Raw genomic sequence first — 24,173 nt, 5'->3', positions numbered from 1 at the left:
TCAATCCTCCCCCGGCGAGGCGTCATTATAACCAATGTTAATTGCATTTCGACTGTAACAACGCCTCACGCGATGTTACGCTGATTAAGGCGATGTAACAACCGGGCGTGTCGGCAACGATGGTCGAGATGCCCCGTGAGGATGCCGTTTCATGATGTGATTCAGCGGCATAAGCGGTACTTGCATTGACCTCGGGTAGGGGAGCTGTAATGTAACATTGCGGCTTAACTCCGGGAAAAGATCGGCGCAGGCGGCTAAAAGTGTAAAATTTACACTATTTTAACGTATGTAATCATTTTTTTACAAAAATGACCTCAATATCCAATAATGCAAAACAAATATCTAAAATTTAATCCCGCTCCAACGGCTTCAATCTATATTTGCCATTACAATTTTTCAATCATTTCAATTAAATTTAATACTAACTAACGGAATGAAAAAAGTAATTTTTATTTTAACGATGCTCTTAGTCAGTATCGGGATGTCGGCCCAGACCCACACGGTGACGGGTGTTGTGACCGATGTCGACCATGAACCTATGGTCGGAGTGAGTATAATAGAAAAGGGTACCTCTAACGGAGCCATGACCGATTTAGACGGTAGGTTTACTTTGAAGGTAGGTCCCAATGCCACACTTCGCATATCTTATATAGGATATGAAACACAGGATGTGAAGGTGGGCAACAAGACCTCAGTTAATGTTGTACTTAAAGAAGACAATCTCCAACTTGACGAAGTGGTAGTGGTTGGTTACGGTACTCAGAAGAAGAGCGACGTGACAGGATCAGTTTCTTCAGTGTCGGCCGACGACCTGAAGGGCCTCGCCACCACCGATGCCGGTGCCGCACTTCAGGGTAAGGCTGCCGGTGTACAGATTCTTAACACTTCAGGTGCCCCCGGCGCAGGAGCAAGCATCCGCATCCGCGGTTACTCCTCCAACTCCGGTAACCTCGGCCCGCTGTTGATCGTCGACGGTCTTAAGGTTGACAACATCCAGTACCTCGACCCCTCGATGATTGAGTCGATGGAGGTACTTAAGGATGCCGCATCAGCCGCCATCTACGGTGCCCAGGCAGGTAACGGTGTTGTACTTATCACCACCAAGAACGGTGCCGTTAAGGATGGACAGCCCAAGGTTATCTACTCGTTCAAGGCTATCAACCAGCGTCTTGGCAAAACTCCCGAAATCTTCGGTGCTCGTGATTGGGTCCGCTACAAGGAACTTTCAGGCTACGACATGAAGACTATCTGTGAGGCTGCCGGTGTTGACTATGACAACCTCGAAAAGCATGAAACCAACTGGATTGACCAGGTATTTGAACCGAGCTGGGCTACTCAGCATTCAGTAATATTCCAGGACGGTAACGAGAAGGGTAACTTCTTCACCTCTATTAATTATGTAAACAACGACGGTATCGTAGTCGGAAAGAAAGATACCTATCAGCGTCTTAGCGCTCAGCTCAATGCCGAGTACAAGCTCTATAACTGGATTCGCGTAGGAACCAACACCTCTATCGAGCGTTGGAAGACCAAGAGCGTGCCTCACCAGAGCGCTTACGGTTCAATGCTTACACCTGCCCTCTTGCTCGACCCGCTTACTCCGGTATATTGGGACAGCGTTGAAGACTTCACAACCGATATGAAGACTCAGTATGATAAGAATCCTTCAACCATCCTTGTTGCTCCCAACGGCAAGTACTATGCTACTTCCAAGTTCCAGATGGACGACAACGGTAACCCGTTGCTTCAGCTCGACCGTATCCACTCCAGCAACGGCGGTTTCACGGTTCGCGGTACCGGATTCATGGATTTGATGCCGTTCAAGGGCTTCATCTTCACTTCGCGTTTCTCTTATCGTATATCGCAGAGCAACAGCCACAACTATTCCGAGCCTTTCTACATGAACGGTCAGGCCAAGGCCACCGACTATTCAATCTCGGCAAGCGCCAACAACAACTACTACTATCAGTGGGAAAACTTCGCCAACTACAACAATGATTTTGGCAAGCACAAGGTAGGCGCCATGGTCGGTATGTCATATACCCAGTATAAGTCAGACAACGTATCGGCTTCAGCTACAGGTACCGAGGGTGCCGAAATCCTCAAGGGTACAGGCAGCAAGTTCCAGTATCTTGACTATGTAAACTCGGCAAGCACCACCACTAAGAGCATCGGTAACGTCATCAACATGTCGACGAGCCTCTCTTACTTCGGTCGTGTAATGTATGCTTACGACAACCGTTACAACGTTCAGTTCAACTTCCGTGCCGATGCATTCGATACTTCCAAGCTCCCCGCCAAGAAGCGTTGGGGTCACTTCCCCTCTGTATCAGCAGGTTGGACCGCCAGCAACGAATCATTTGTTCGCGATCACATCAATCCCGATGTTCTTTCACTCTTGAAGTTCCGTGCATCATGGGGACGTAACGGTAACATCAACGTGCTTAGCGGATATCCCTACGCAGCTCCTATCGCCTATAACCAGGCTTGGTATCAGTATGGTGACAACCCCGATTTGTTCTACGGTTCTTATCCTACCCGTATGGCCAACCCCGACCTCCGTTGGGAAACTTCCGAGCAGTTTGACTTCGGTATCGATATGCGATTCCTCAACGGACGACTCTCAGCAGGACTTGACTACTACAACAAGAACACCAAGGACCTTCTCGTGACTATCACCCCGATTCCCGAGGTTTATGCCAACGGTACTACTATCATCAACGCCGGTAAGGTCAACAACCGCGGTTTTGAAATGGAACTCAGCTGGCGCGACCGCATAGGTGATGTAAGCTATAGCATTTCAGGTAACATGTCGACACTGCGCAACCGCGTAACCATGCTTTACGAGGACATCGACCGCATCTCAGGTACTGAGGGTGGCGTCAGCGGTTGTAATAACCTTGCCTACAGCGCATTCGAGCAGGGACACTCAATATGGTATTTCCGCGCCTACGACTACGCAGGAGTTGACCGTGAAACAGGTGCTCCTACATTCCGCAACGGAGCAGGTGAAATCGTAGCTTCATCGGAGCTTACTCCCGATGACATGAAGGATGTTGGTTCTTCAATTCCTCGCTTGACCTACGGTCTTACACTTAATGTGGCTTGGAAGGGTCTTGACCTCACAGTATTCGGAACCGGTGTTTCGGGCAACAAGATATTCAACGTGCTTTATCGTGCCGACACCCCGATGCGTAACTCTTTGAAGTACTACTACGAAAATGCTTGGACACCTGACAATCGCGGCGCTTCAATGCCCGATCCGCAGCAGGTAGCTACCGACAGAAAGTTCTGGAGTTCAACCGCATCAATGTTCAACGGCGCCTACTTCAAGATCAAGCAGATTCAGCTCGGTTACACCCTTCCCGCCAAGCTTACGAGAAAGGCTTACGTGAAGAACCTCCGCTTCTTCGTTTCACTCGACGACTTCTTCACATTCTCAAGCTATCCCGGCATGGATCCCGAAACCGCCACTACATCAAGCAGCAGCTCTGCCGGATATGACATAGGTTCTTATCCTACAATGAAGAAGGTAACCTTCGGTGCCACTATCGGATTCTAATCCATCGGTGATAATCTCTAAAAACTAAAAACTAAAAAATAATCATGAAAAAAATATTATATCCAATTTTAGGCCTTTGTGCGGCAATGTTTCTCGGCGGATGCGAAGACCGACTCGACATCGAGCAGAAAGGCGTAATATCGGCCGACGATTTCTATCAGACCGACGCCGATGCGCAGAATGCCCTTAATAATCTCTATCAGTGCTTCGCTTATCACATTGCCGGTAACGAGGGTGTCTATGTGGCTCTTCCCGTGCTCTTCAATGAAGCCGGTGACGATATGCTCGCAGCAGGTAACATGTATGGTGACAATGACTTCGGTGCCGAGATTAACGAATTCCGTTACACTTATCAGAACCAGGTAATCGAGAACACCTACAAGGGACTCTATGCCGTAATATATGATGCCAACACCATCATCGACCGCGTGCCCGACGATTCTCCCATAAAGAAGCGTGTTCGTGCCGAGGCTATCACATTGCGTGCATGGTCGCACCTGATGCTTGCCATCGGTTGGGATTGTCCTCCTCTTGTTGAAACAGTTCTTCCCGGTGATGCTCGTCCTTCCAATTATGAAGGCGGTCATCAGGAACTTCTCCGCTGGTGCGCCGAGCAGGCTGAATCAGTGGTAAACGACCTTGACGAGCGTATCAGCCCCACCGATAAGGTTGGCGCATCGAAGGTTACCAAGGGTATGGCCCTTACAGTTGCCGGAAAGGCTCGCCTCTTCATGGGTGACTATGAGAATGCCAAGAAAGATCTCAAGCAGGTTATCTCATCCAATAAGTATGAGCTCGTTCCCACCGATCGTTGGGCCAATCTGTTCCACACTTCGGGCGACCTCTGCGAGGAGATGATATTCCAGTCCAACTGTCTTGATAACGCCAATGTAGGTGACTGGAGCGGAAAGATCAACCGTACCTCATGGATGTGGATCCAGTTCTGGAACTGGCGTACCGACAAGCTTGCTTCACGTCCCCTCTTCATCGGTGCCGACGGTTGGGGCGGCCACTCAATCCGTGCCGACTTTGCCGAGCGTATGCTTGCCAACGACGGTGACTCTCCCCGCCGTAAGGCTACCTTCATGACCGGCGATGAGTTCCTCTATGAAATGGCATGGAAGGATACCGAAGGCATGACTCGCGCACAGCTTGAAACAACCGACAAGATCGGTATCAAGGATCCCACCGGCCTCTACGGCTTCGGCGGTTACTTCGCCCACAAGATAGTTCCCTGGCCCGAAGATAACGAAAAGGGATGGTACGGATTCAAGAACCTCACCATATTCCGCTATGCCGAAGTGCTTCTGATGTATGCCGAGGCATGTGCAATGACAAGCGACAACGACGGTCTTCAGTATCTTAACGCAATCCAGAACCGCGCCGGTTCAGCTCACGTGTCATCGGCTCTTACTCTCGACGAGGTTAAGAACGAGAAGGCATTTGAAATGTGGATTGAAGGCGTTCGCTTCCCCGACATGGTTCGCTGGGGCGACACCGACGGTATTGTCAACAACGGTAAGAACATACCTACTACCTACGATGCATTCTTCAAGCTGGGCGAACCCAAGCACCGTCTTTACGTAGAGTATTCCAATCCCAATAAGGGTCAGACCGGTTTCGTAAAGGGCAAGCACGAATACTTCGCTTATCCAAAGGTTGCAATCGACCGTAACCCGAATCTGCAGCAGAATCCCAGCGGATTGTAATCGCCTTGAACATGGAGTTAGTTTCAACTATGATTAAATAACAAAACTATCTCTCTGATAGGAAGCGTAATCGCAACCAGTGCCGCCCGGGAGTAACATTACTGCCGGGCGGCTTTATTCTAAGACCCGGTTCAAATATTGGGGAACGGGGTTAAAAAAAATAGCCCCGATACTCAATAATGTAAAACATATATCTGTTTTTTAACCGGTATGAGGCCGTGTAACGCGTATATTTGCTGTAAATTCTTCAATCATTAAGTTTAATACATAATTTTGCTATCCAATGAAAACATTTTCAAAACTCATTCTGTCGACCTGCCTCGTGCTGCCGTTGGCTTTAGGAGCCCAGCAACCCGCCTATCCCGCAGGAACCGTTCCCAACGAACATAATATAAACGGGGCCGACTATCCCCGCATCGGCGATGACGGACGAGTTCACTTCCGCGTATTCGCCCCCAACGCCCAGAAAGTTGAAATCAGCTTCCGCGGCGAGATGACCAAGGGCGACGACGGCTACTGGACACTTGTGTCAAAGGAGCCCGAAGTTGTGGGATTTCACTACTATCAGGTGATAATCGACGGCGTAAGCGCAGCCGACCCCAACGGCAAGCCCTTCTTCGGAATGGGTAAGTGGGTGAGCGGTATCGAGATTCCCGAAAAGGGCGTCGACTATTACTCGCTGAAGGATGTGCCTCACGGACTCGTGAACCAGAGCTGGTACTACTCCAAGATACGCAACGAGTGGCGCCGATGCCTCGTGTACACTCCGGCCGAGTATGACAAGAACCCCAATAAGAGATACCCGGTGCTCTACCTGCAGCACGGCATGGGCGAAAACGAAACCAGCTGGGCCAACCAGGGCAAGATGAGCAACATCATGGACAACCTCATTGCCGAAGGCAAGGCAAAGCCCATGATCGTGGTGATGGACAACGGCAACATAGAGTCGTTTAACACTCAGCCGGGCGAGTCGCGCCAGGATGCCATGAAGCGTTTCGGCGGTCAGTTCCCCTCGATTCTCGTAGAGGAGATAATTCCCCACATCGACTCCAACTTCCGCACTCTCACCGACCGTGAGAACCGCGCGATGGCCGGACTGTCATGGGGTGGACTGCTCACCTTCAACACCACACTCAACAATCTCGACAAATTTGCCTACATAGGCGGATTCAGCGGAGCCGGCAGCATCGACCTCGACAATCTCGACACCGTATATGGCGGCGTGTTCAAGGACCGCAAGGCATTTAACGACAAGGTTCACGCATTCTTCCTGGGCATCGGCTCGGAGGAGGGCCCGCAGCGCACTAAGAGCCTGAGCGACGGACTCAAGGCCGCCGGCATCAACAATGTCTACTACGAATCGCCGGGCACCGCTCACGAATTCCTCACATGGCGCCGCTGCCTCAAGGAGTTTGCACCGATGTTGTTTAATTGAAATATAATGTATATCTTTACATATATATAATAGAGTGACGACAATTATGACCGTCGGAGGCAGTGATAATGTTGCCGATGGTCAACCATTAATAATTTAACCTTAACCAATAATTATTACAATGAACATCATTCACGGAAACAAAGGACTTTTGGCGTGTCTTGCAATGGCATTGAGCTTCTCGTCCTTAGCTCAGAATCCATCTCCTCCCCAAGGCAACTTCCCCCCGCCAAGACAAAATTATGAAATTCAGACGCCCACTTACCTGAGCGACTATTTCGAGGAGAGCACAGCACCCTCGAAAGCTCCCAACGAAGAGGGATTCATTCAGCGCTGGATGCTCCTTGAGCCTATAAGCAAGCCCAATCGCTCCAATGTCGTGTTTACCGACAGCTATCTCAACCATGTGCTTGATTCGATCTACTTCAAGGATCAGTTCACCGTTCTTCCCAAGGACGGCGCCAAGGTTAAGGTGGGCAAGCAGAAACTCCAGTGGCACGCACTCGACAGCAAGCTCTACAACGTGAAGCTCTATCGTCTTGCAGCCGCATTGAAGAAACCCGTCTACGGCGTGATTTTCTGGGCTGTTACAGTGATTGACTGTCCCGAGGACATCGAGAATGTAAGACTTTCAGCCGGTTCCAACTCAGCATCGAAGTGGTGGCTCAACGGCGAGGAGGTTCTGATGCTTTCGGGCGACCGCCGCATGGTGGCCGACGATGGCGTGTCGCCTCGTCTTACCTTGAAGAAAGGCAAGAACGTGCTTCGCACCGCTGTTATAAACGGCCCCGGCATGAGCGACTTCTGTGTCCGCTTTATAGATGAGCAAGGTAACCCAGTCAAGAACTATTCAATCACTTATCAATGATTATGAAGACAAAGAGTATATTAGCCGGGTCGATTGCACTTGTGTCGGCACTGGTGCCCCAGATGACATTTGCCCAAGTTGGAAAGCCTTATATACATGACCCTTCCACTATTATGGAGTGTGACGGCAAGTACTACACCTTCGGAACCGGCGGTGGCGGACTTATATCGGAAGACGGATGGACTTGGAACGGCGGCGGTGTACGCCCCGGCGGCGGTGCCGCACCTGACGCCATCAAAATAGGCGACCGTTACCTTATCGCCTACAGCGCCACCGGCGGTGGCCTCGGCGGCGGTCACGCAGGCCGCGTGCTCACGATGTGGAACAAGACTCTTGATCCCAACTCGCCCGACTTCGCCTACACCGAACCTATCGAGGTGGCTCACTCGCTCGACGACGAGGATTGTGACGCTATCGACGCAGGATTGCTGCTCGATCCCACAACAGGGCGCCTCTGGCTTACCTACGGAACCTACTTCGGCTTCATCCGCATTGTAGAGCTTGATCCCAAGACGGGAAAGCGTGTTGAAGGCAATGAGCCGGTAGATATCGCCATCGACTGTGAGGCAACTGACCTGATGTATCGTAACGGATGGTACTATCTGCTTGGTACTCACGGCACTTGCTGCGACGGCCCCAACTCTACCTACAACATCGTGGTAGGCCGTTCTCGCAACGTGACCGGTCCTTATCTTGACAACATGGGTCGTGACATGCTCAAGGGAGGCGGTAAGATGGTGATTGCCGCCGGCGACCGCAAGACAGGCCCCGGACACTTCGGACGCTACATCGAGGATGACGGCGTTGAGAAGATGTCGTTCCACTACGAAGCCGACTTCGACCAGGGTGGCCGCAGCGTGCTCGCGATACGCCCCTTGCTGTGGAAGAACGACTGGCCTGTTGCCGGCGAGGTTTTGAAGGAAGGTACTTATGAGATAGAATCGGAGCGTCGCGGCTATGCTCTCGAGCTTGCCGTTGACTTCGTGAGAATGAACACAGAACGTCGCCGTTTCTGGGGCGAAGACAACGAGCCCGTTGAGCCCATTAAGTCACAGACTCTTGAAGAGGTGATCGGCACATGGCCCGAAGGCGACATCGACGTGCGCATCGGCGACTACATGTTCCGTCCTCACCAGCGCTGGACTATCACCGCTGTTCCCGAAGCCGGAGGCTATCTCGGCGGCCCCTACTATAAGATCGTGATCGAAGGCACCAACCGCGCACTGGCCGCTACTGCCGATGCCGAGGTTATCGCAGTGCCCGAGTTCACAGGCGCACCCGAGCAGCTGTGGCGCATCGAGCAGCTTACCGACGGTACCTACCGCATCATGCCCAAGCAGGTGCCCGGAACCGACGAGGAGCTTGTGCTCGTGTCGGTTGCCGACAGTACTCCTTCGCTTGGCAAGTTTGACATGAACAGCGACAACTCAAAGTGGACATTCCACGATCGTTAATGCATATTTTGACCATGATATAAAGTGAGAGCGCGGTGTCGTGATTGACACCGCGCTCTTTATTTGTGGGGATGATGTTTTGTCAGATTATTTTCCGCCGGGCATGGGGAGATTGCCGGGCTTTGCAGGCTCGTTGATGAGTCCGCGGTTGCGCAGCAGTGCTTCGGGAGTGGGCTTCTTGCCGCGGAACTTCACGTAAAGCTCCATGGGATCGTCGCTGCCTCCGGCCTCAAGAACGTTCTCCTTGAACGACTTGGCGGTTGCGGGGTCAAATATTCCCTTCTCCTTGAATAGCTCAAATCCGTCGGCGTCAAGCACTTCGGCCCACAGGTAGGTGTAGTAGCCCGAAGCATATCCGTCGCTGCCGAATATGTGCTTGAAGTAGGGGCTGCGGTAGCGGTAGGCGACCTGCGAGGGCATTGAGAGCTTGTCGGCCACGTTCTTTTCAAATGACTCCACATCCACGTTGTCGGCATCGGTCAGCTGACCCCACTGGAGGTCGAGCAGAGCGGCACCTACGAGTTCGGTGGTTATGAATCCCTGATTGTGGGTTGAAGCCTCGTCGAGTTTCTTGATGAGCTCGTCGGGAATCACCTCGCCTGTCTTGTAGTGGTGGGCGTAGGTCTTGAGCAGTTCAGGCTCCATGGCCCAGTGCTCGTGAATCTGCGAGGGAAGCTCCACGAAGTCGCGGTCGACATTGGTTCCGGCCTGGCTCTTGTACTTGGCGCGTGTGAGCATTCCGTGGAGTCCGTGGCCGAATTCATGGAACATCGTTTCCACTTCGTCGAGCGACAGCAGGCACGGAGTGTTGCCCGTGGGGCGGGTGAAGTTGGCTACATTGTAGACGATGGGACGCTCGGCGTTGCCGTCGTCGGTGACAAACGAACCCTTGAACTCGCTCATCCAGGCTCCCTGGCGCTTGCTCGGACGGGTGTAGTAGTCGGTCATGAACACGGCTACATGTTTGCCGTCGGCATCGGTTACATCATACACCTTTACTTCGGGGTCGTACTTGGGAGCGTCGGGAATCTCGGTGAATGTCACTCCGTAGAGCTTCTTGGCCATGCTGAAGATGCCTTTGCGTACGCTGTCGACATGGAAATACTGGCTCACGAGGCCTTCGTCGAGATTGTATTTGTCCTTGCGCACCTTCTCGGCATAGTAGTAGTAATCCCAGGGCGCGATGGTGAAGTTGTTGCCCTCCTTGTCGCTGAGAGCCTGCATCTCGGCCACCTCACGGTCGACGCGGGCGATTGCGGGCTTCCATATCTGCATGAGCAGCTCCTCGGCGCTCTTGACATTCTTGGCCATCACGTTGTCGGTCATGTAGTCGGCATAGTTCTTGAAGCCGAGGATGTTGGCCTTGCGGATGCGAGCCTTCAGAATTTCGGCGATTACGGGGTAGTTGTTGTATTCGCCCGATGAAGCGAGGGTGGTGTAGCCCTTGTACATCTTTTCGCGAAGCTCGCGGTTGTCGGCATACTGCAGCAGGGGCAGGCGGCTCGGAGCATGGAGCGTGAACACCCACTTGCCCTTCATGTTGCGCTTGGCGGCCTCTTCGGCGGCTACGGCTATGCTTGTTTCGGGAAGACCCGAGAGCTTGGCCTTGTCGTCGACTACCAGCTCAAAGGCGTTGGTGGCTGAGAGCAGATTCTTGTTGAATTTCAGGTAGAGGTCCGATAGGCGGCTGTTTATGGCCTTCAGCTCGGCCTTGTCGGCATCGTTGAGGAGTGCGCCGTTACGCACCATGTCCTTGTAGGACTTCTCGATGGCCAGACGCTGTGACTTGGTGTAGTTCATCTTGTCACGGTTGTCATAGAGGGTCTTGATGCGGGCGAAGAGCTTTTCGTTCATCGAAATCTCGTCGCTGTGAGCCGAGTAGAGCGGATAGAACTCTTCGCCTATGGCAGTCATCTCGGGAGTCGAGTTGGACTCGTCGAGGGCCATGAATACGAGGCACACACGTTCAAGCAGCGGTCCGCTGTGGTCGAGCGCAACGATCGTGTTCTCGAAAGTCGGAGCTTCGGGGTTGTTCACTATGGCCTCCACGGCCTTTTTCTGTTCGGCTATGCCGGCCTTCAGTGCAGGCAGATAGTCGTCGTAGGAGATGCGGTCAAACGGCGGAATCTCGTAGGGCGTGTCGTAGGGCGCCATGAACGGATTGGTGCGCGATGCCTCCATTGCATTGACTTGATTAGTTGCCGCGCCCATCATTGTGAGGGCTGTGGCAAGGGTTAAAAGATAATGATTCATAAGAGTAGATGAATATGATGAATTGTTTTATCGTTTTATAGTGTCGGCTGCCGCCGTGTCCCAAAGGAATGTTGCGAACAGCGGATAGTGGTCGGAGCTTCGCAGGTCGCCTCGCTTTATCCTTACGGCTTCCAAGTCGCCCCGATAGAGCATCTGGTCGATGCGGAAGTAGAAGCGGTTGTCGTTGTAGGTCACCGTGGGGCCGAATGCGCACTCCGAGTAGGCGTCCTTCAGGCCGTCGCTCTTGATTGTGCGATAGGCGTAGCTTCCGGGCACATCGTTGAAGTCGCCGACAAGGATAACGTTGCCCTTGCGGGTTGCGAGAAACTCCTTGATGTAACGTGCCTGTTGGGCTCTTATCCTGAATGCCGCGAGCAGCTTGGTGACGATGCCGTTTTTCACCTTCGACAATTCGCTGCGCGACGGATTGCGGAGCTCCTTGTCGGTGAGTTCGCGATACAGCTCCTTGTCGTCGTCGGTAAGTCCTATCGACTGCAGGTGACAGTTCACCACCGTCACCTCATGTCCCTCCACCTCTACATCGTAGGCGCAGAACGACCCCGAACCCCAGTCGGGCTGCGGAGTGTCGATTTCGGTTGCGTGATGTTTCGACAGCAGCACCTCGCCTGAGCGGTTGGAGTACAACCGGTAGGGGTAGCGCGAGTTGATAGAGTCACGTTGCGCTTTTTTGCCTACGCCGTTAAGGTTGGACGACTCCTGAAGGCACACGATGTCGGCGTCGGTCGACAGGATGTAAGATAGGGTGCGGTTGCCCCACTCGGGATTCACGCCTTGGTTGTCGCGAAAATTGTAGACATTGTAGGTGAGGAGTGTAAACGTGCGGCTTTCGTCGTCGGTCGACAGGCTGCGTGATGTGAAGTTGAGTGGCGATATGGTGAGAATGGGACCGATGCACGCCACCAGCACGGCGACTGACAGCCATGCAAGCTTTTTCCTGATGAAGAGGTTGACTGCAAGCAGGATGAGCGTAAGCACGATCCATCCCGGGAAAGTCATGTTGGCGAGCTGGGCGAGCGCAAACTTATCGGGGTTTATGTAGCCTCCGTAACCGGCCAGCAGCGTGCATAGCCCGCATGCTATGTTAAGGAGGGTCCATAACGACCTGATTAATGATGTACACACTCTTATTATTCCCATCGTCATTACTATTTTATGCGTCGGCTCACATCGAAGAGGCGTTGCTTCTCCTCATGCGTGAGCGCCGAATATCCCGATTTTTTTATTTTGTCGAGAATCTCGTCAAGCGTGGCCTCGTCGTCACGGTTGGTCGTGGCCGACTCGGCGGTTTTTCCCGATTTCGGCTTCTCCGCTTTGGCCTTGGATGAATTGTCGCTTTGATAGCGGTAGCGGGTGTAGTCGTTGCTCTGCTTTGCCGGGCGGGGTGATGTTATGCGTTTCACGAGATTGACCCACCAGTCGGCAAGCCGGTTGAAGGGCTTGGTGATGTCGGTGCCGTGCTTCAGCGCCACGGCATATATAACGCCTGTCAAGGCTCCGCCTATGTGGGCTATGTGTCCGCCTCCGTTATCGCCTGTTATGCTGAAAAAGTCTATTGCAATGGTGATTATGGCAATCCACTTCAGTGCGACAGGCCCGAAGAAGAGCAATCCCACCTTGTAGTCGGGATGCATGACTGCGGTTGCCGTCACGATCGCTATCACCGATGCCGACGACCCTATGAGCCATGCCAGCGTGTAGTTATAGGCCGGCACGAGGTTGTAGACGGCCATGAATAGCGCTCCGCCGCAGATGCCGCCGTAGATGTAGAGGGCGAGCATGCGCTTGGAAGTGTCGGTAAGCAGGAATATGGTGCCGAACCAATAGAGCCACAGCATGTTGAAGAGGATGTGCAGCAGGTCGTATTGGGCAAACATGTAGGTGATTATCGTCCACGGCTGGGTGATGAACAGGTCGGGGCTCGACGGAAGTTCAATCCATGTCAGCGCATATTCCGGCTTGATGTCGGTGAATGTCAACACAAGCGTCGCGATATGCAGCAGGGCGAAGAATGCTACATTAATATATATGAGCCTCACGAGCATTGAGCCGTAGACCCACTTGTTTTTCAATGTGTCAATAATACCCATTGCCTCCGATGATGCCTTTACGCTTCCAGTACAGGATTATGAGGAATCCGAATATCATACCTCCGAGATGTGCGAAGTGGGCGATACCGTCGGATGCCGAGCTGAGTCCCAGTGCTATTTCGATTACGCCATAGCCTATCACCATCCACTTGGCCTTGATGGGTACCGGGATGAACATGAGGTAGAGTGGGCGGTTGGGGAAGAGCATTCCGAATGCAAGCAGCACGCCGTAGATGGCTCCCGAGGCTCCCACGGTGATGAGGGCGTTCTCTATCTGGGCGCGTAACGAGGCTATCTGTGCCGAGCTTACAAGGTCGTTGGCCTGTGCCATGCTCAGGTGGTTGTCGTAGGCCCAGTGGGCTATAGTCATTTCAAGATTGTCGGAAACAAACTTGTTTATGGTGAATGCCCATGTGGCTTCCTGAATAAGGGCGGCGCCGATGCCGCACGATATGTAGTAAAACAGGAAACGCTTGCCTCCGAGTACGCGTTCCAGCGTTATACCAAACATGAACAGCGTGAACATGTTGAAGAAGAGGTGGGCGATGCTTTGCGTTGAGTGCATGAACATGTAGGTGAACAACTGAAGGACATTGAAGTCGGTAGCCCCTACATAGTGTAATGCTCCGTATTTAATCATCATGTTGTCGATTTTGCCGACAAACATCATGGCGAGCCAAATCAGTACGTTGATTATGATCAGGTGCTTCGTCACCGGTGGCATTATGCTGAAAAATGAGTTTCCGCTACGGTTCATTGACTGTATTTACTCGTTTTTATTGGTTGTTATGTGAATGTTAAATTTGTCATTGATTGACTTTGCATTGCAAAATCAATTACAAATTTAGATAAAATATCCCGTTATTTTGTGCTTAATTTTACTAATTGAGCTATTTGTGATGAAAATTTCGCAAAAATTACGATAAAAATATTCTTATTTAAAAATTTACATTTATATTTGTAGAATCTTAACAGACCGAAAATCTACATTTAATTATCACAATTATGAACAAAACAGAGTTAGTCAATGCTATTGCCGAAAAGGCAAACCTTTCAAAGGTAGATGCTAAAAACGCTCTCGATGCCTGCCTCGAAGCTGTTGCAGGTGCTCTTGAGCAGAACGAAAAAGTAGCCCTCATAGGCTTCGGAACATTCTCCGTAGCAGAAAAGGGTGCACGCACAGGTATAAATCCACGCACTAAGGAGACAATTGAAATTCCCGCACGCAAGGCCGTTAAATTCAAGGCAGGTTCCGAACTTACTGATAAGATAAACTAAACAGTAACCCAGCCTAACATCTCCATTTAGAAACTATTACGCGACCGCCTTCCATGAACAATACAAAGGGCGGTCGTGTTTATTTCTCGAAAATGTCATCGGATTCTTTAATTAAACACCATTATAATTCATTATGAACAAAATTAAAGGTTTATTTATTGTTGTGATGATGGCAATCATCGCCATCCCTGCTTCGGCTCAGTTCCGTATTGGTCCGCGTCTTGGATTCAACGTTAATGAGCTTCATTTCAATCAGAGTGTGCTTGACAGTGACAATAGGGCCGGATTCACCGGTGGTCTTATGGCTGAGTTTACAGTTCCTTTGGTGGGTCTGGGTTTTGACGCATCGTTCATGTATGTTCGTCGTGACGCCCGTTGGCTCGAAGGCAATGAGTACACAAGCGACAAGCGCGACTACTTTGAAATTCCTATCAATCTCAAGTGGAAAATAGGTGTTCCCGTTATCGGTAAGATAATCACTCCCTATCTTGCAACCGGTCCCAGCTTTGCATTCCTTACAAGCGGAAAGAATGTAAGGGACGGCATCAAGAACAAGTCATTTGACGCTGCATGGAACTTTGGCTTCGGTGTAGAGCTGCTCTCTCATCTTCAGATTGGAGCAAGCTACGGTCTTGGTATGACAAAGGCTCTTGAGGCTGTAGGCGGTGCAAACGGTGTCGACATCGACGGTAAGAACCGTTACTGGACAGTGACTGCCGCTTATCTCTTCTAAGAAAAATATTGTATGAATAAATCGAGGGGCTTCGCCATGCGGCGGAGTCCCTCGATTGCGTTATTGCCTTAATCGGGTATTATTCAGTGAGATTAAGCAGCTCGCTGTTGCGCACAAGGTCGGTGATTACGGGAATGTAGTCGTCGACATCGGTCATGATGTCGACAAACTCCGTAATGTCCTTCAATGATTGGTAGGCGTCGAGCATCAGGTTCTTGTTGGCATTCTGTTGGCCTGCTTCGTAATAGTAGTGATATAGCATAGTGCCGATCGACGAGGTGACGATCTTTACCTGTTCGCGCACTTGATTGTCGGTCGAGGGTTCGCTGTTCATCAGCACTCCTGAGAGAGCCTGCCATGCTGTAACGTATATCGACATCATGTCCTCGGCCTTGACTTTCTCGCGAGCAGTGTAGGCTATAGCGGTTATACATGCGGCGTAGCCCTCCTTGTAGCGGGCCGATGCGATCATTGTTTCGGCATAGGCGGTGGAAACTATGATAAGCTGTCGCGCGAGAGTGCCGCGATTTTCTGTTTTTGCACGCCATTGATTGAAAGTTTTGGCAAGCAGCTCTTCGGCGAGCATTATCGATGACAGCCGTTCTCGCTTCATGAGTAGAGCGTATATCTCCTTTACGGTTTCCAGATAGTTCTCTTTCATTGTATATGTCGTTTTGCGTTATATTATTCCCATGTGTTGCATGAGGAAGTATGCGTTTAGGTTGTGGGCGGTGCCTTTGCGCAGCTTGTAGTCAAATGTCAGGTTGTCGCCCTTGATATTTGCCTCAAAGCAGTAGGCCGATATGTTTTGTGGATACTCTTCGGCCAGAACGCCCAAAGCCAGGTCGTGGGTTGCGAGCAATCCCGATACCGGCAGCTTAATGAGTTTCTTTATGAGTCCGAGCGACCCTCGCTGCTTGTCGGCTGAGTTGGTTCCGCGAAGTATTTCGTCGAGTAGGATGAACATCCGTTGCCCTGTCGATGCGCTTTCGACTACCGATTGCAGTCGCTTCAGTTCGGCAAAGAAGTAGCTTTCGCCATCGGCGAGCGAGTCGTTGGTGCGTAATCCGGTGAACAGCATCGTTGGTGAGAATGTCATAGCCTTTGCCGCCACGGGTGCGCCCGTCATCGCCAGAAGATAGTTTATGCCGATTGTGCGAAGATAGGTGCTCTTGCCGGCCATGTTGGCTCCCGTGATTATGATGAAGGAGTGGGGTGTCATGGGCGGCAGGGGGTTGTTGACGCGTGATGATTTGCCTATGAGCGGATGGCCCATCTCAGCGGCTTCCATTATCACCTCGCCACTGCGGTCGATTTGCGGATAGGTGTAGTCGGGATTCTCGAAATCGAATGTTGCGAGCGCCGACAGGGCATCGATTTCGCTCAACGTGTCATACCATGAATCGAGATGTCGGCCGTAACGCTTCATCCATCGGTCTACATTGGATATGACGCGGTAGTCCCACAGCGATGTGCCGTTGAAGAGCAGATAGCCCACGGCATTGTAACGCTGGTCGAGCGACTTTAGCTCCTTGGCGAGTTTGGCGATCAATGTCGACGCTTCGGTGCCGTCGACATTCAGTCGCTGCTGTAGTTGTTGAAGTAACGGTGAAGTGAACTTTGACTCTTCAATGTGCCTGAACAGGTCGACACGTGATGTCAGCGAACTCACTGTTTCGGTGAGGCGTGAGTGCAACCGGCCGATGTGCTTGGCACCAAGAGCCGACAATCCCAGAAATGATAGGAATGTCCAAAGACACCATGATGACGCTATCCAATCGAGATAGCTTAGCACGGCCGTGGTAATGAATATAGGGAATGCCGCATAGCTGAGAATTGTCAAGGCTATTGGCATGTTTATAGGCGGAATGGCGACAGCCGATGCTGAGCCGCGACTGTCGGCGAGGCTGCTTTCGGCCATTCGTCCCGATACCTGCATGGAGTCGCGCAGCGATGTCATGTCCGATAGCTCCATTACTGCCTGTTGCCGCCTGATTACGTCGTCGGCATCAAGGTCGGGAGTCATGAGCCGGTGGGCGAGTTTGTCGCTGCCTCCCGGTGTTGCTGTTGAGTCGAGCAGCGAGAAGAGTGATTTGTCGCCAAACACATCGAGGTCGTAGGAGTAAGGGTGGTTGCTGTCGATGTAACGCTCTCCTCGCGGAAGCCCCGATAGATTCCCGTCGAGCACCTGCAGGCGCGACTCGGCAAATTTCAGCAAAGCTTCTTCACGCAGCCGATGCGTGATTACATTGTCATGCCACTTGACAAGCGCAAGAAATGTTATGACCGCTGCCGCTATCGCGATAGACATCGCCGTGACATCGTGTCGCAACATGATGCCCAGCACTATCGCTGCGATGAATACGACAACTCTCAGCCATGATATGAGTCGGCCTTTTCGTGAGAGTGAGGCAATCATGTCACGGGCTTGTGTCGATAGGGCGGTGTAATGTTTTCGGGCTGTCACGGTTGTGCGGTGTTATTGAAAAGAGGCCGCGTCATGGTTGACGCAGCCTCTTGGTTATGCGCTGTTGTAATTGTTACTCTTTTGTGGCTTTGGCTATGGAGCACTTTATTGACTCAAATATGTCGTCGATGCTTCCCGAGCCGTGTATGGCATGGTACTTGCCTTCCTGCTTGTAGTAGTCGCGCAACGGCGATGTCTGGTTGTGATACACTTCAAGACGCTTGTTTATGGTTTCAAGGTTGTCGTCGCTGCGTCCCGATTCCTTGCCGCGCTTGAGCAGGCGGTCGACAAGTTCGTTGTCGTCGACTTCAAGTCCTACTACGGCGTGTACCTTTGAGTTGCGGTCGGCCAACATCTTTTTTAGAGCCTTAGCCTGAGGTATTGTGCGAGGGAATCCGTCAAATATCACTCCGTTTTCAGCCTCGGGGTTGTTGTCGAGCACATTTGCGAGGATGTCGACCATTAGTTCGTCGGGGATAAGTTTGCCCTGTGATATGTAGCTGTCGGCGATTTTACCGAGTTCGGTACCTCGTGCTATGTGGTCACGCAGAACCTCGCCGGTCGATATGTGGAAAAGACCGTATTCGTCGATAAGTCTTTCGCTTTGGGTGCCTTTGCCGCTTCCCGGCGCACCAAAAATTACTACGTTGAACATGTTAATCTGTTTGGTTATGAATAGATATTTGTAATAGCCTATAAATTGTCGTCGTGCAACACGTATATGTCACGCAGGTTTCGTGCAAGTCCGTCAAGGTCGAGTCCGAATCCTATTATGAATTTGGGCGGGATGGCAAATCCCACATAGTCGGGATTCACTTCACACTGCAGCGACTCGGGCTTGAAGAGCAGTGTTGCGATGCGTATCGAGGCGGGATTTTTCTCCTTGAGGTCGGCCACGAGTTTTTTTATTGTGTTGCCGGTGTCGATTATGTCCTCGACAACGATTACATCGCGACCTTCAAGATTTTCTGAAAGTCCGAGCACCTGCTTTACAACTCCGGTTGTCGATGTGCCCTCGTAGCTCTTAAGGCGTATGAATGAAATTTCAGCATCGATGTCTATCGCCCTGAACAAGTCGGCGGCAAACGGAAAAGCTCCGTTCAGTACACACAGGAACAGCGGTTGCTTTCCTGCGTATTGCTTGTTTATCTCGCGGGCAATCTCGGCTATGCGATTCTGGATTGTATCATTGGTTATGTAAGGCTCAAATGTGAGTCCTTTATAGGTTACCTGGTCCATTATACAATATTGTTTGTGCAAATTTAGCGAAAATATTCCTTTCGTTATGTGGGTTTGCGGAAATTTTTGACGATTATCGTAAACAAAGCGATAAATACATTCAAGCATCCAATATATTTTGTACCTTTGTGTCTTTCAACGGGAACTATTGCTATTTGTTGAGTTCCTGAGGTAGCGTAAAGTTTAATGTCTTTTTTCGTAAGATGAAAATATTCACCAATGAACAGATAAGGTCGATTGACCGATATACTATAGAGAACGAGGGCGTTACTTCGCTTGAGCTCGTCGAACGGGCAGCTACCGCGATAGCCTGTGAACTTATTTCGCGATGGCGTCCGAGTCATCGTATATGTATCTTCGCCGGTCCCGGCAACAACGGTGCCGATGCGCTTGCTGTAGGGCGTATGCTCATCGAGCAGGGATATAATGTAGAGATATTCCTTTTCAATATATTCGGTAAACTTAGCGATGAATGTGCCTACAATCGCAAGCGCCTGTTGGAGATTGACAATGCCGACTTCACCGAGGTGGTGGGCGGAAACTTCCAGCCGCCGGATTTGTCATCGGATGTAGTTGTGCTTGACGGTCTTTTCGGATCGGGACTGCGTGAACCGCTTACCGGTGGCTTCCAGTCGTTGGTTAGCTACATCAATGCGTCGGAGGCTTATGTAGTGTCGATTGATGTGCCTTCGGGACTGTTTGGCGAGTGGAACGAGAATGTGTTGAGCCGTAATGTGGTTCATGCCGATTTGACACTGGCCATTCAATTTCCGCGCCTTGCATTCTTTATCGTTGACAACGCCGAATTCATAGGCGAGTGGAAGGTTCTCGACATTGAGCTGAGCCAGCAAGAGATAAAGAGCTCGCCCTACGACTACTTCCTTGTCGAGAAGAGCGACGCCCGCAATATGCTCCGTCCTCGCGGATTGTTTACATCTAAGGCCGATTTCGGTAACGCACTGCTTGTGGCCGGAAGTTACGGCATGATGGGCGCCGCCGTGATGGGTGCGCGTGCCGCGTTGCGCTCGGGAGTTGGGAAGCTTACCGTGCATTCACCCCGATGCGGGTACAATATTATTCAGACATCGGTGCCTGAGGCTTTGTTCCAGGCCGACCATCATGACATTGCCATAACCGACATAACGCTGAAGCATGACTACAACGCTGTGGCCATAGGCCCCGGCATAGGTACTCACGATGTCACAAGGAAAGCTCTTGAGAGCTTCATCATATCCCACTCTTCGGGAAAACCCCTGCTGCTCGATGCCGATGCCCTGAACTGTATATCGCAGCGTCGTCACCTGCTCGACGCGCTTCCTCCGTTGAGCATAATCACGCCTCATGCGGAAGAGTTTGACCGCCTCTTCGGAGAGCACAATACCGCTGAGGAACGACTGAAGACGGCGATAGAGCAGTCGGCCTACTATCAGATTATAATATTGCTTAAGGGCCGTTACACCGCCGTTGTGCGTCCCGACGGCAAGATCTATTTCAACTCAAGCGGCAATCCCGGGCTTGCCACTCCGGGAAGCGGCGATGTGCTCACCGGCATTATAGCGTCGTTCATGGCACAGGGATATATTCCCGCTGTTGCCGCCACTCTCGGTGCATTTGTACACGGTTATGCCGGCGACATAGCAGCCGAGCGTCACGGCCGTTACGGTGTGCTTGCTTCAGATGTGGCCGAGTGTACCGGCCGCGCCATACGCGATATAATGCAATGATTTAACACTATTGAACTATAACGATAAAATGAAGACATATTTGCTATCACTTGCCTGCCTTGTGGGTGCCTCAATGGTTGCCCCGGGGCAAACAACCCAAAAATTCACGGCTACTAAAGCCAATGACTACGGATTGGTCTACTCGCTTCCCGTGACAGTGCTTGATGTGACAATCGAGGCCGAGCATGTGGTTAAGAAACCGGGTGAATTCTATAAATATGCCAAAAAATATCTCAATGTGAGCGATCCTATATCGGAAATGTCGGAGTCGTGGACAGTTAAGCGTGTAATTGTCACTCCGCGCGGTGTAGCCGACAGCAAGGAGCAGTATCTGATGCAGTTCAAGAGCGGACAGGCTCCATTCTTGATAATGGATGACGCCAATCTGCCTGTCGCCATAAATACCGAAGAGCTCAACCTGCCCGAACCGCCCGAACTTCCCGAACCGGTGGAAGCTCAGCCTACGCCACTTGAAACGCGTGCTGCAAAGGAGGTGATAAGCGAGGAGATGCTTCAGAGCCAGTCGAGCGCAAAGCGAGCCGAGCTTGCCGCTCAGCGTATATATGAGCTGCGACAGAGCCGTAATGACCTTATAACAGGTCAGGCCGACCAGATGCCGCCCGACGGAGAGGCCATGAAGCTTGTGATGGATCAGATTGCAGCTCAGGAGGCGGCCCTTACGGCGATGTTTATAGGCACCGAGCAGCGTGAAACCGATGTGCAGACTATAACATACCGCCCCGACGATGAGGTGACCAAGGCCGTAATCGCGCGCATATCGGCTATTGACGGAATTGTCGGTGCCGATGACCTTTCGGGCGACCCTGTCACCATTTCGATTCGCGTTACCGAGCGAGGCAAGATGCCTGTCAACGACAAAGGCGAGGAGAAGGAGTTTCCCAAGGGTGGAGTGGCATACTGCATTCCCGGCTCGGCTGATGTAAAGATTGATTTTGAAGGAAAGACATTTGTGAATAAATCCTTTGAAATGGCTCAATACGGCATCGTGTTCGGTCTTGAGCCCAAGATGTTCAGCGACAAGAAAGCTCCGGCTTATCTGCTGTTGGATCCCGTTACAGGTGGAATACGCGAGCTGGGCACTAAATAGGTTGAAGTGTAAACGATTACGACAAAACGGCTTTGTTAAAAAATATTAATATAAACATGGCCGTTTTGTTGATATTAAAATTTTATATACATTTGCTAACATAAATCGGATACCAGTTGGAAAATCAACTCAAAAAATTTAGACTTTATTGATAATCCGATGATGAATTTCGTCGGACTTGACATATTTATTAGAAAAGGAAAGCAACAACAAATAAGTGAATCATAGGTTAGAAATCCGGCCGCGCGAGAGCGTATCCGGATTTTGTTTTTCCTTAAATGTTAATTTTTTAGTGAAAGTTGGTTTTATGAACAAAAATGACTAACTTTAAGTTACCCAAGAAGGCATTAATTAAAGCCAAAAGAATATGAAGCCCATAAAGAAACCGTTTGTAAAGAGTTCTCAGAAGCCACAATGTGTTTCTGACGGCAAGTCGCGCTCTAATATGATTAATATTACTTTGGTTTCAGAAAAAGAGCGAGAAATTTACCGTGTTCCCTCATACGGATATATTTTACCGTGAGTGGATTGATAGGACACTATAAAGCATAATTAATAATGCGAAGCAAAGATCCATGTACGCTTCGCATTATTGATTTGTGGGGGTTCAAATCTACAAAAAGTCATAAACTATATATCGTCGTATTTTCGGTTCTGAAACTTTCGTACAAGGATATGATATCAAAAATTCAATATACTTGCTTATCAACAAGGATATGTTGGGAAAAGGAACTATATCTATTTATAAAATTGAAGCAGAAATATCACGATTATATGACGGGGAATATTCGTTGATATTGGAACCATGAGATTGCCGGTAGCAACATTTTTTAATCAAAGCTTCAAACAGTACTAAACAAGCGCCACCGAAAGAAGTGTTAGCTCCAATCGGCAGCGATTATTTTTAAGTGCCGATATTTTTATCGGCTTGATAGGAGGTTGAATTGTCTGAGGTTATTTCTTTTTATTTGGATGATTCTTTTTGTATTGTTTATAGTAATAACCTCCGATTAGTCCTCCGATAATTCCTGCTACGACCGGGAGATATGCGTAAAATGGAAGATTCATAATTGTTTTGAATTTAAAGTTAATAATTAAATGATTGATATTATCGTGTGAGTATCAGGGTTGTGCATTAACCATTCCGGATTATTCCCGAGGCCCGATGTTTAAAGGGACTTGTATTGCTTTCGGTATTTTATGTACTGAAAAAGGAATACAAAGCCACCGGCCATAAGCGAGCGAACAATGATCGGATATGTTTCCATATCATAAAATAGTGAGCAAACAAAGCAAAAACATGACAATATAGAGAAATATCGACACAGCACTTTACTTCGACATTTCTCAATTACATATCTCTGTGTCAAGCCGGGACACTCGGCGTTGTATGAGTTGATCGACATTTTTAGAACCGACGGATAGAGGCCGGCGCAAATAAAAGTGAGTGCCAAGCCGATGCTCGCAGTAATAAAATATGGAGTAGAAAAGTAGTGATCTATATCGCGACCGCCTATCAAGTCTATGACAATTGATAGAATTAAAATCGCGGCGATTATCACGAAATATTCAAGGCATGTTTTTAATCCATAAATAAGACTCTCTTTCATGTCATTAATCATTGATTTCATGATGTAAAGTTACTAAAATAATATCTCGTGTCAAATTAAATCATCTTACATTTTGAATTGTAATGCATTTGTAATCAATGTGTGCAGATAAAAACATCTTACATCGCCTAACAGAAGCGTCAATCATTCAAAATAACCGAGATATTCATCCTTGCGGGGTGACTCTCTTTTTGAAATCATAGATTTCAGGGGGGATTTATATATATATATGTTCCTTAGTTCGGTATCGGTGAAAATACTGATGGACGGCAGGGAGAAACCGCAGAAAAGATAGAGAGCAAATCGATATTGCGACGGTGGAATCTTTGGGAAATCGGAGTGGAAATTCGCCATGAGGTTATTCTTGTAGCCGTTTGCAATGTCGGTCAGCTCTTGGTGCCGAAGTTGGATAAGGCACTCTTCACATCGGAATATATGCGTTTCTGTTCCTGGGCGGTGTCCTTACATTCAAAATAGGTTGTGGCAAGCGCGTCGATGAGGTTGAAGCGTGTGTGAAAAAGTTCGGATATCCTTGCCGACATATCCTTGTTGCGACAATCGCTTTTAAATCAATATTGTCCTAAATAATTTTTGAGTGCTACTCAACGTGCAGAGGCATCAGCCT

Annotated in this window: 18 protein-coding genes; 9 read left to right on the top strand and 9 right to left on the bottom strand. The window is 50.0% G+C overall.

Going from position 1 to position 24,173, the window contains the following annotated elements; genetic code table 11:
- Positions 1 to 460 precede the first annotated feature (460 nt).
- The 5 genes from E5354_RS11885 (at position 461) to E5354_RS11865 (ending at position 9,028) form a co-directional block, all read left to right on the top strand.
- On the top strand, positions 461 to 3,562 hold the full coding sequence (locus tag E5354_RS11885) for a SusC/RagA family TonB-linked outer membrane protein (RefSeq protein ID WP_246863808.1): 3,102 nt from the start codon (positions 461 to 463) through the stop codon (positions 3,560 to 3,562).
- A gap of 44 nt (positions 3,563 to 3,606) precedes the next feature.
- On the top strand, positions 3,607 to 5,271 hold the full coding sequence (locus tag E5354_RS11880) for a RagB/SusD family nutrient uptake outer membrane protein (protein ID WP_135947584.1): 1,665 nt from the start codon (positions 3,607 to 3,609) through the stop codon (positions 5,269 to 5,271).
- 283 nt (positions 5,272 to 5,554) lie between these two features.
- Entirely contained in the window at positions 5,555 to 6,706 is a 1,152-nt protein-coding gene (locus E5354_RS11875) for an alpha/beta hydrolase-fold protein (RefSeq protein WP_135947583.1), read from the top strand.
- A 121-nt stretch (positions 6,707 to 6,827) separates the two neighbouring features.
- On the top strand, positions 6,828 to 7,574 hold the full coding sequence (locus E5354_RS11870; RefSeq protein WP_123396862.1) for an acetylxylan esterase: 747 nt from the start codon (positions 6,828 to 6,830) through the stop codon (positions 7,572 to 7,574).
- 2 nt (positions 7,575 to 7,576) lie between these two features.
- On the top strand, positions 7,577 to 9,028 hold the full coding sequence (locus E5354_RS11865) for a family 43 glycosylhydrolase (protein WP_135947582.1): 1,452 nt from the start codon (positions 7,577 to 7,579) through the stop codon (positions 9,026 to 9,028).
- Positions 9,029 to 9,115: 87 nt separating this feature from the next.
- Here E5354_RS11865 and E5354_RS11860 read toward each other — a convergent pair whose 3' ends face one another.
- Genes E5354_RS11860 through E5354_RS11845 form a run of 4 tightly spaced genes read right to left on the bottom strand, consistent with a single transcriptional unit; the run spans position 9,116 to position 14,146 of the window.
- Positions 9,116 to 11,281, bottom strand: a complete 2,166-nt coding sequence (locus E5354_RS11860; RefSeq protein WP_246863807.1) for a M3 family metallopeptidase — start codon at positions 11,279 to 11,281, stop codon at positions 9,116 to 9,118.
- Between the two features lie 27 nt (positions 11,282 to 11,308).
- Complete coding sequence (locus E5354_RS11855; RefSeq protein ID WP_168353896.1) at positions 11,309 to 12,439, bottom strand: endonuclease/exonuclease/phosphatase family protein; 1,131 nt, start codon at positions 12,437 to 12,439, stop codon at positions 11,309 to 11,311.
- Between the two features lie 8 nt (positions 12,440 to 12,447).
- Positions 12,448 to 13,389: a rhomboid family intramembrane serine protease gene (locus E5354_RS11850; RefSeq protein ID WP_135947580.1), complete on the bottom strand. Its 942-nt coding sequence runs from the start codon at positions 13,387 to 13,389 to the stop codon at positions 12,448 to 12,450.
- Positions 13,376 to 14,146, bottom strand: a complete 771-nt coding sequence (locus E5354_RS11845; protein WP_135947579.1) for a rhomboid family intramembrane serine protease — start codon at positions 14,144 to 14,146, stop codon at positions 13,376 to 13,378. Before E5354_RS11845 ends, E5354_RS11850 begins: the two co-directional genes overlap by 14 nt.
- A gap of 248 nt (positions 14,147 to 14,394) precedes the next feature.
- On the opposite strand from E5354_RS11845, the gene E5354_RS11840 reads away from it, so the two are divergent.
- Positions 14,395 to 14,667, top strand: a complete 273-nt coding sequence (locus E5354_RS11840; RefSeq protein WP_123396868.1) for an HU family DNA-binding protein — start codon at positions 14,395 to 14,397, stop codon at positions 14,665 to 14,667.
- A 133-nt stretch (positions 14,668 to 14,800) separates the two neighbouring features.
- A complete protein-coding gene (locus E5354_RS11835; protein WP_123396869.1) occupies positions 14,801 to 15,400 on the top strand; it encodes a porin family protein in 600 nt (199 codons plus the stop codon).
- A 79-nt stretch (positions 15,401 to 15,479) separates the two neighbouring features.
- Here the strand turns inward: E5354_RS11835 and E5354_RS11830 are convergent, their stop codons facing one another.
- The 4 genes from E5354_RS11830 to hpt form a co-directional block, all read right to left on the bottom strand.
- Entirely contained in the window at positions 15,480 to 16,061 is a 582-nt protein-coding gene (locus E5354_RS11830; RefSeq protein ID WP_135947578.1) for a hypothetical protein, read from the bottom strand.
- Between the two features lie 18 nt (positions 16,062 to 16,079).
- Complete coding sequence (locus E5354_RS11825) at positions 16,080 to 17,867, bottom strand: MutS-related protein (RefSeq protein WP_135947577.1); 1,788 nt, start codon at positions 17,865 to 17,867, stop codon at positions 16,080 to 16,082.
- 73 nt (positions 17,868 to 17,940) lie between these two features.
- On the bottom strand, positions 17,941 to 18,522 hold the full coding sequence (locus E5354_RS11820; protein ID WP_123396872.1) for an adenylate kinase: 582 nt from the start codon (positions 18,520 to 18,522) through the stop codon (positions 17,941 to 17,943).
- A gap of 38 nt (positions 18,523 to 18,560) precedes the next feature.
- The gene (gene hpt / locus E5354_RS11815) at positions 18,561 to 19,106 is read right to left on the bottom strand and encodes a hypoxanthine phosphoribosyltransferase (RefSeq protein ID WP_123396873.1); all 546 of its coding nucleotides are present in this window, start codon (positions 19,104 to 19,106) and stop codon (positions 18,561 to 18,563) included.
- A gap of 203 nt (positions 19,107 to 19,309) precedes the next feature.
- Between hpt and E5354_RS11810 the strand changes: the two genes are divergently transcribed.
- On the top strand, positions 19,310 to 20,830 hold the full coding sequence (locus E5354_RS11810) for an NAD(P)H-hydrate dehydratase (protein WP_135947576.1): 1,521 nt from the start codon (positions 19,310 to 19,312) through the stop codon (positions 20,828 to 20,830).
- A gap of 28 nt (positions 20,831 to 20,858) precedes the next feature.
- Entirely contained in the window at positions 20,859 to 21,938 is a 1,080-nt protein-coding gene (locus tag E5354_RS11805; RefSeq protein ID WP_135947575.1) for a DUF4831 family protein, read from the top strand.
- 1,996 nt (positions 21,939 to 23,934) lie between these two features.
- Here the strand turns inward: E5354_RS11805 and E5354_RS14245 are convergent.
- Positions 23,935 to 24,090, bottom strand: a complete 156-nt coding sequence (locus tag E5354_RS14245) for a hypothetical protein (protein WP_168353895.1) — start codon at positions 24,088 to 24,090, stop codon at positions 23,935 to 23,937.
- Between the last annotated feature and the right edge of the window lie 83 nt (positions 24,091 to 24,173).

Source organism: Muribaculum sp. NM65_B17 (assembly GCF_004793735.1).
In the GTDB taxonomy this organism is placed as follows: Bacteria; Bacteroidota; Bacteroidia; order Bacteroidales; family Muribaculaceae; genus Muribaculum; species Muribaculum gordoncarteri.
The sequence above is the reverse complement of the archived record's forward strand: the minus strand, read 5'-3'. Positions and strand labels throughout refer to the sequence as shown.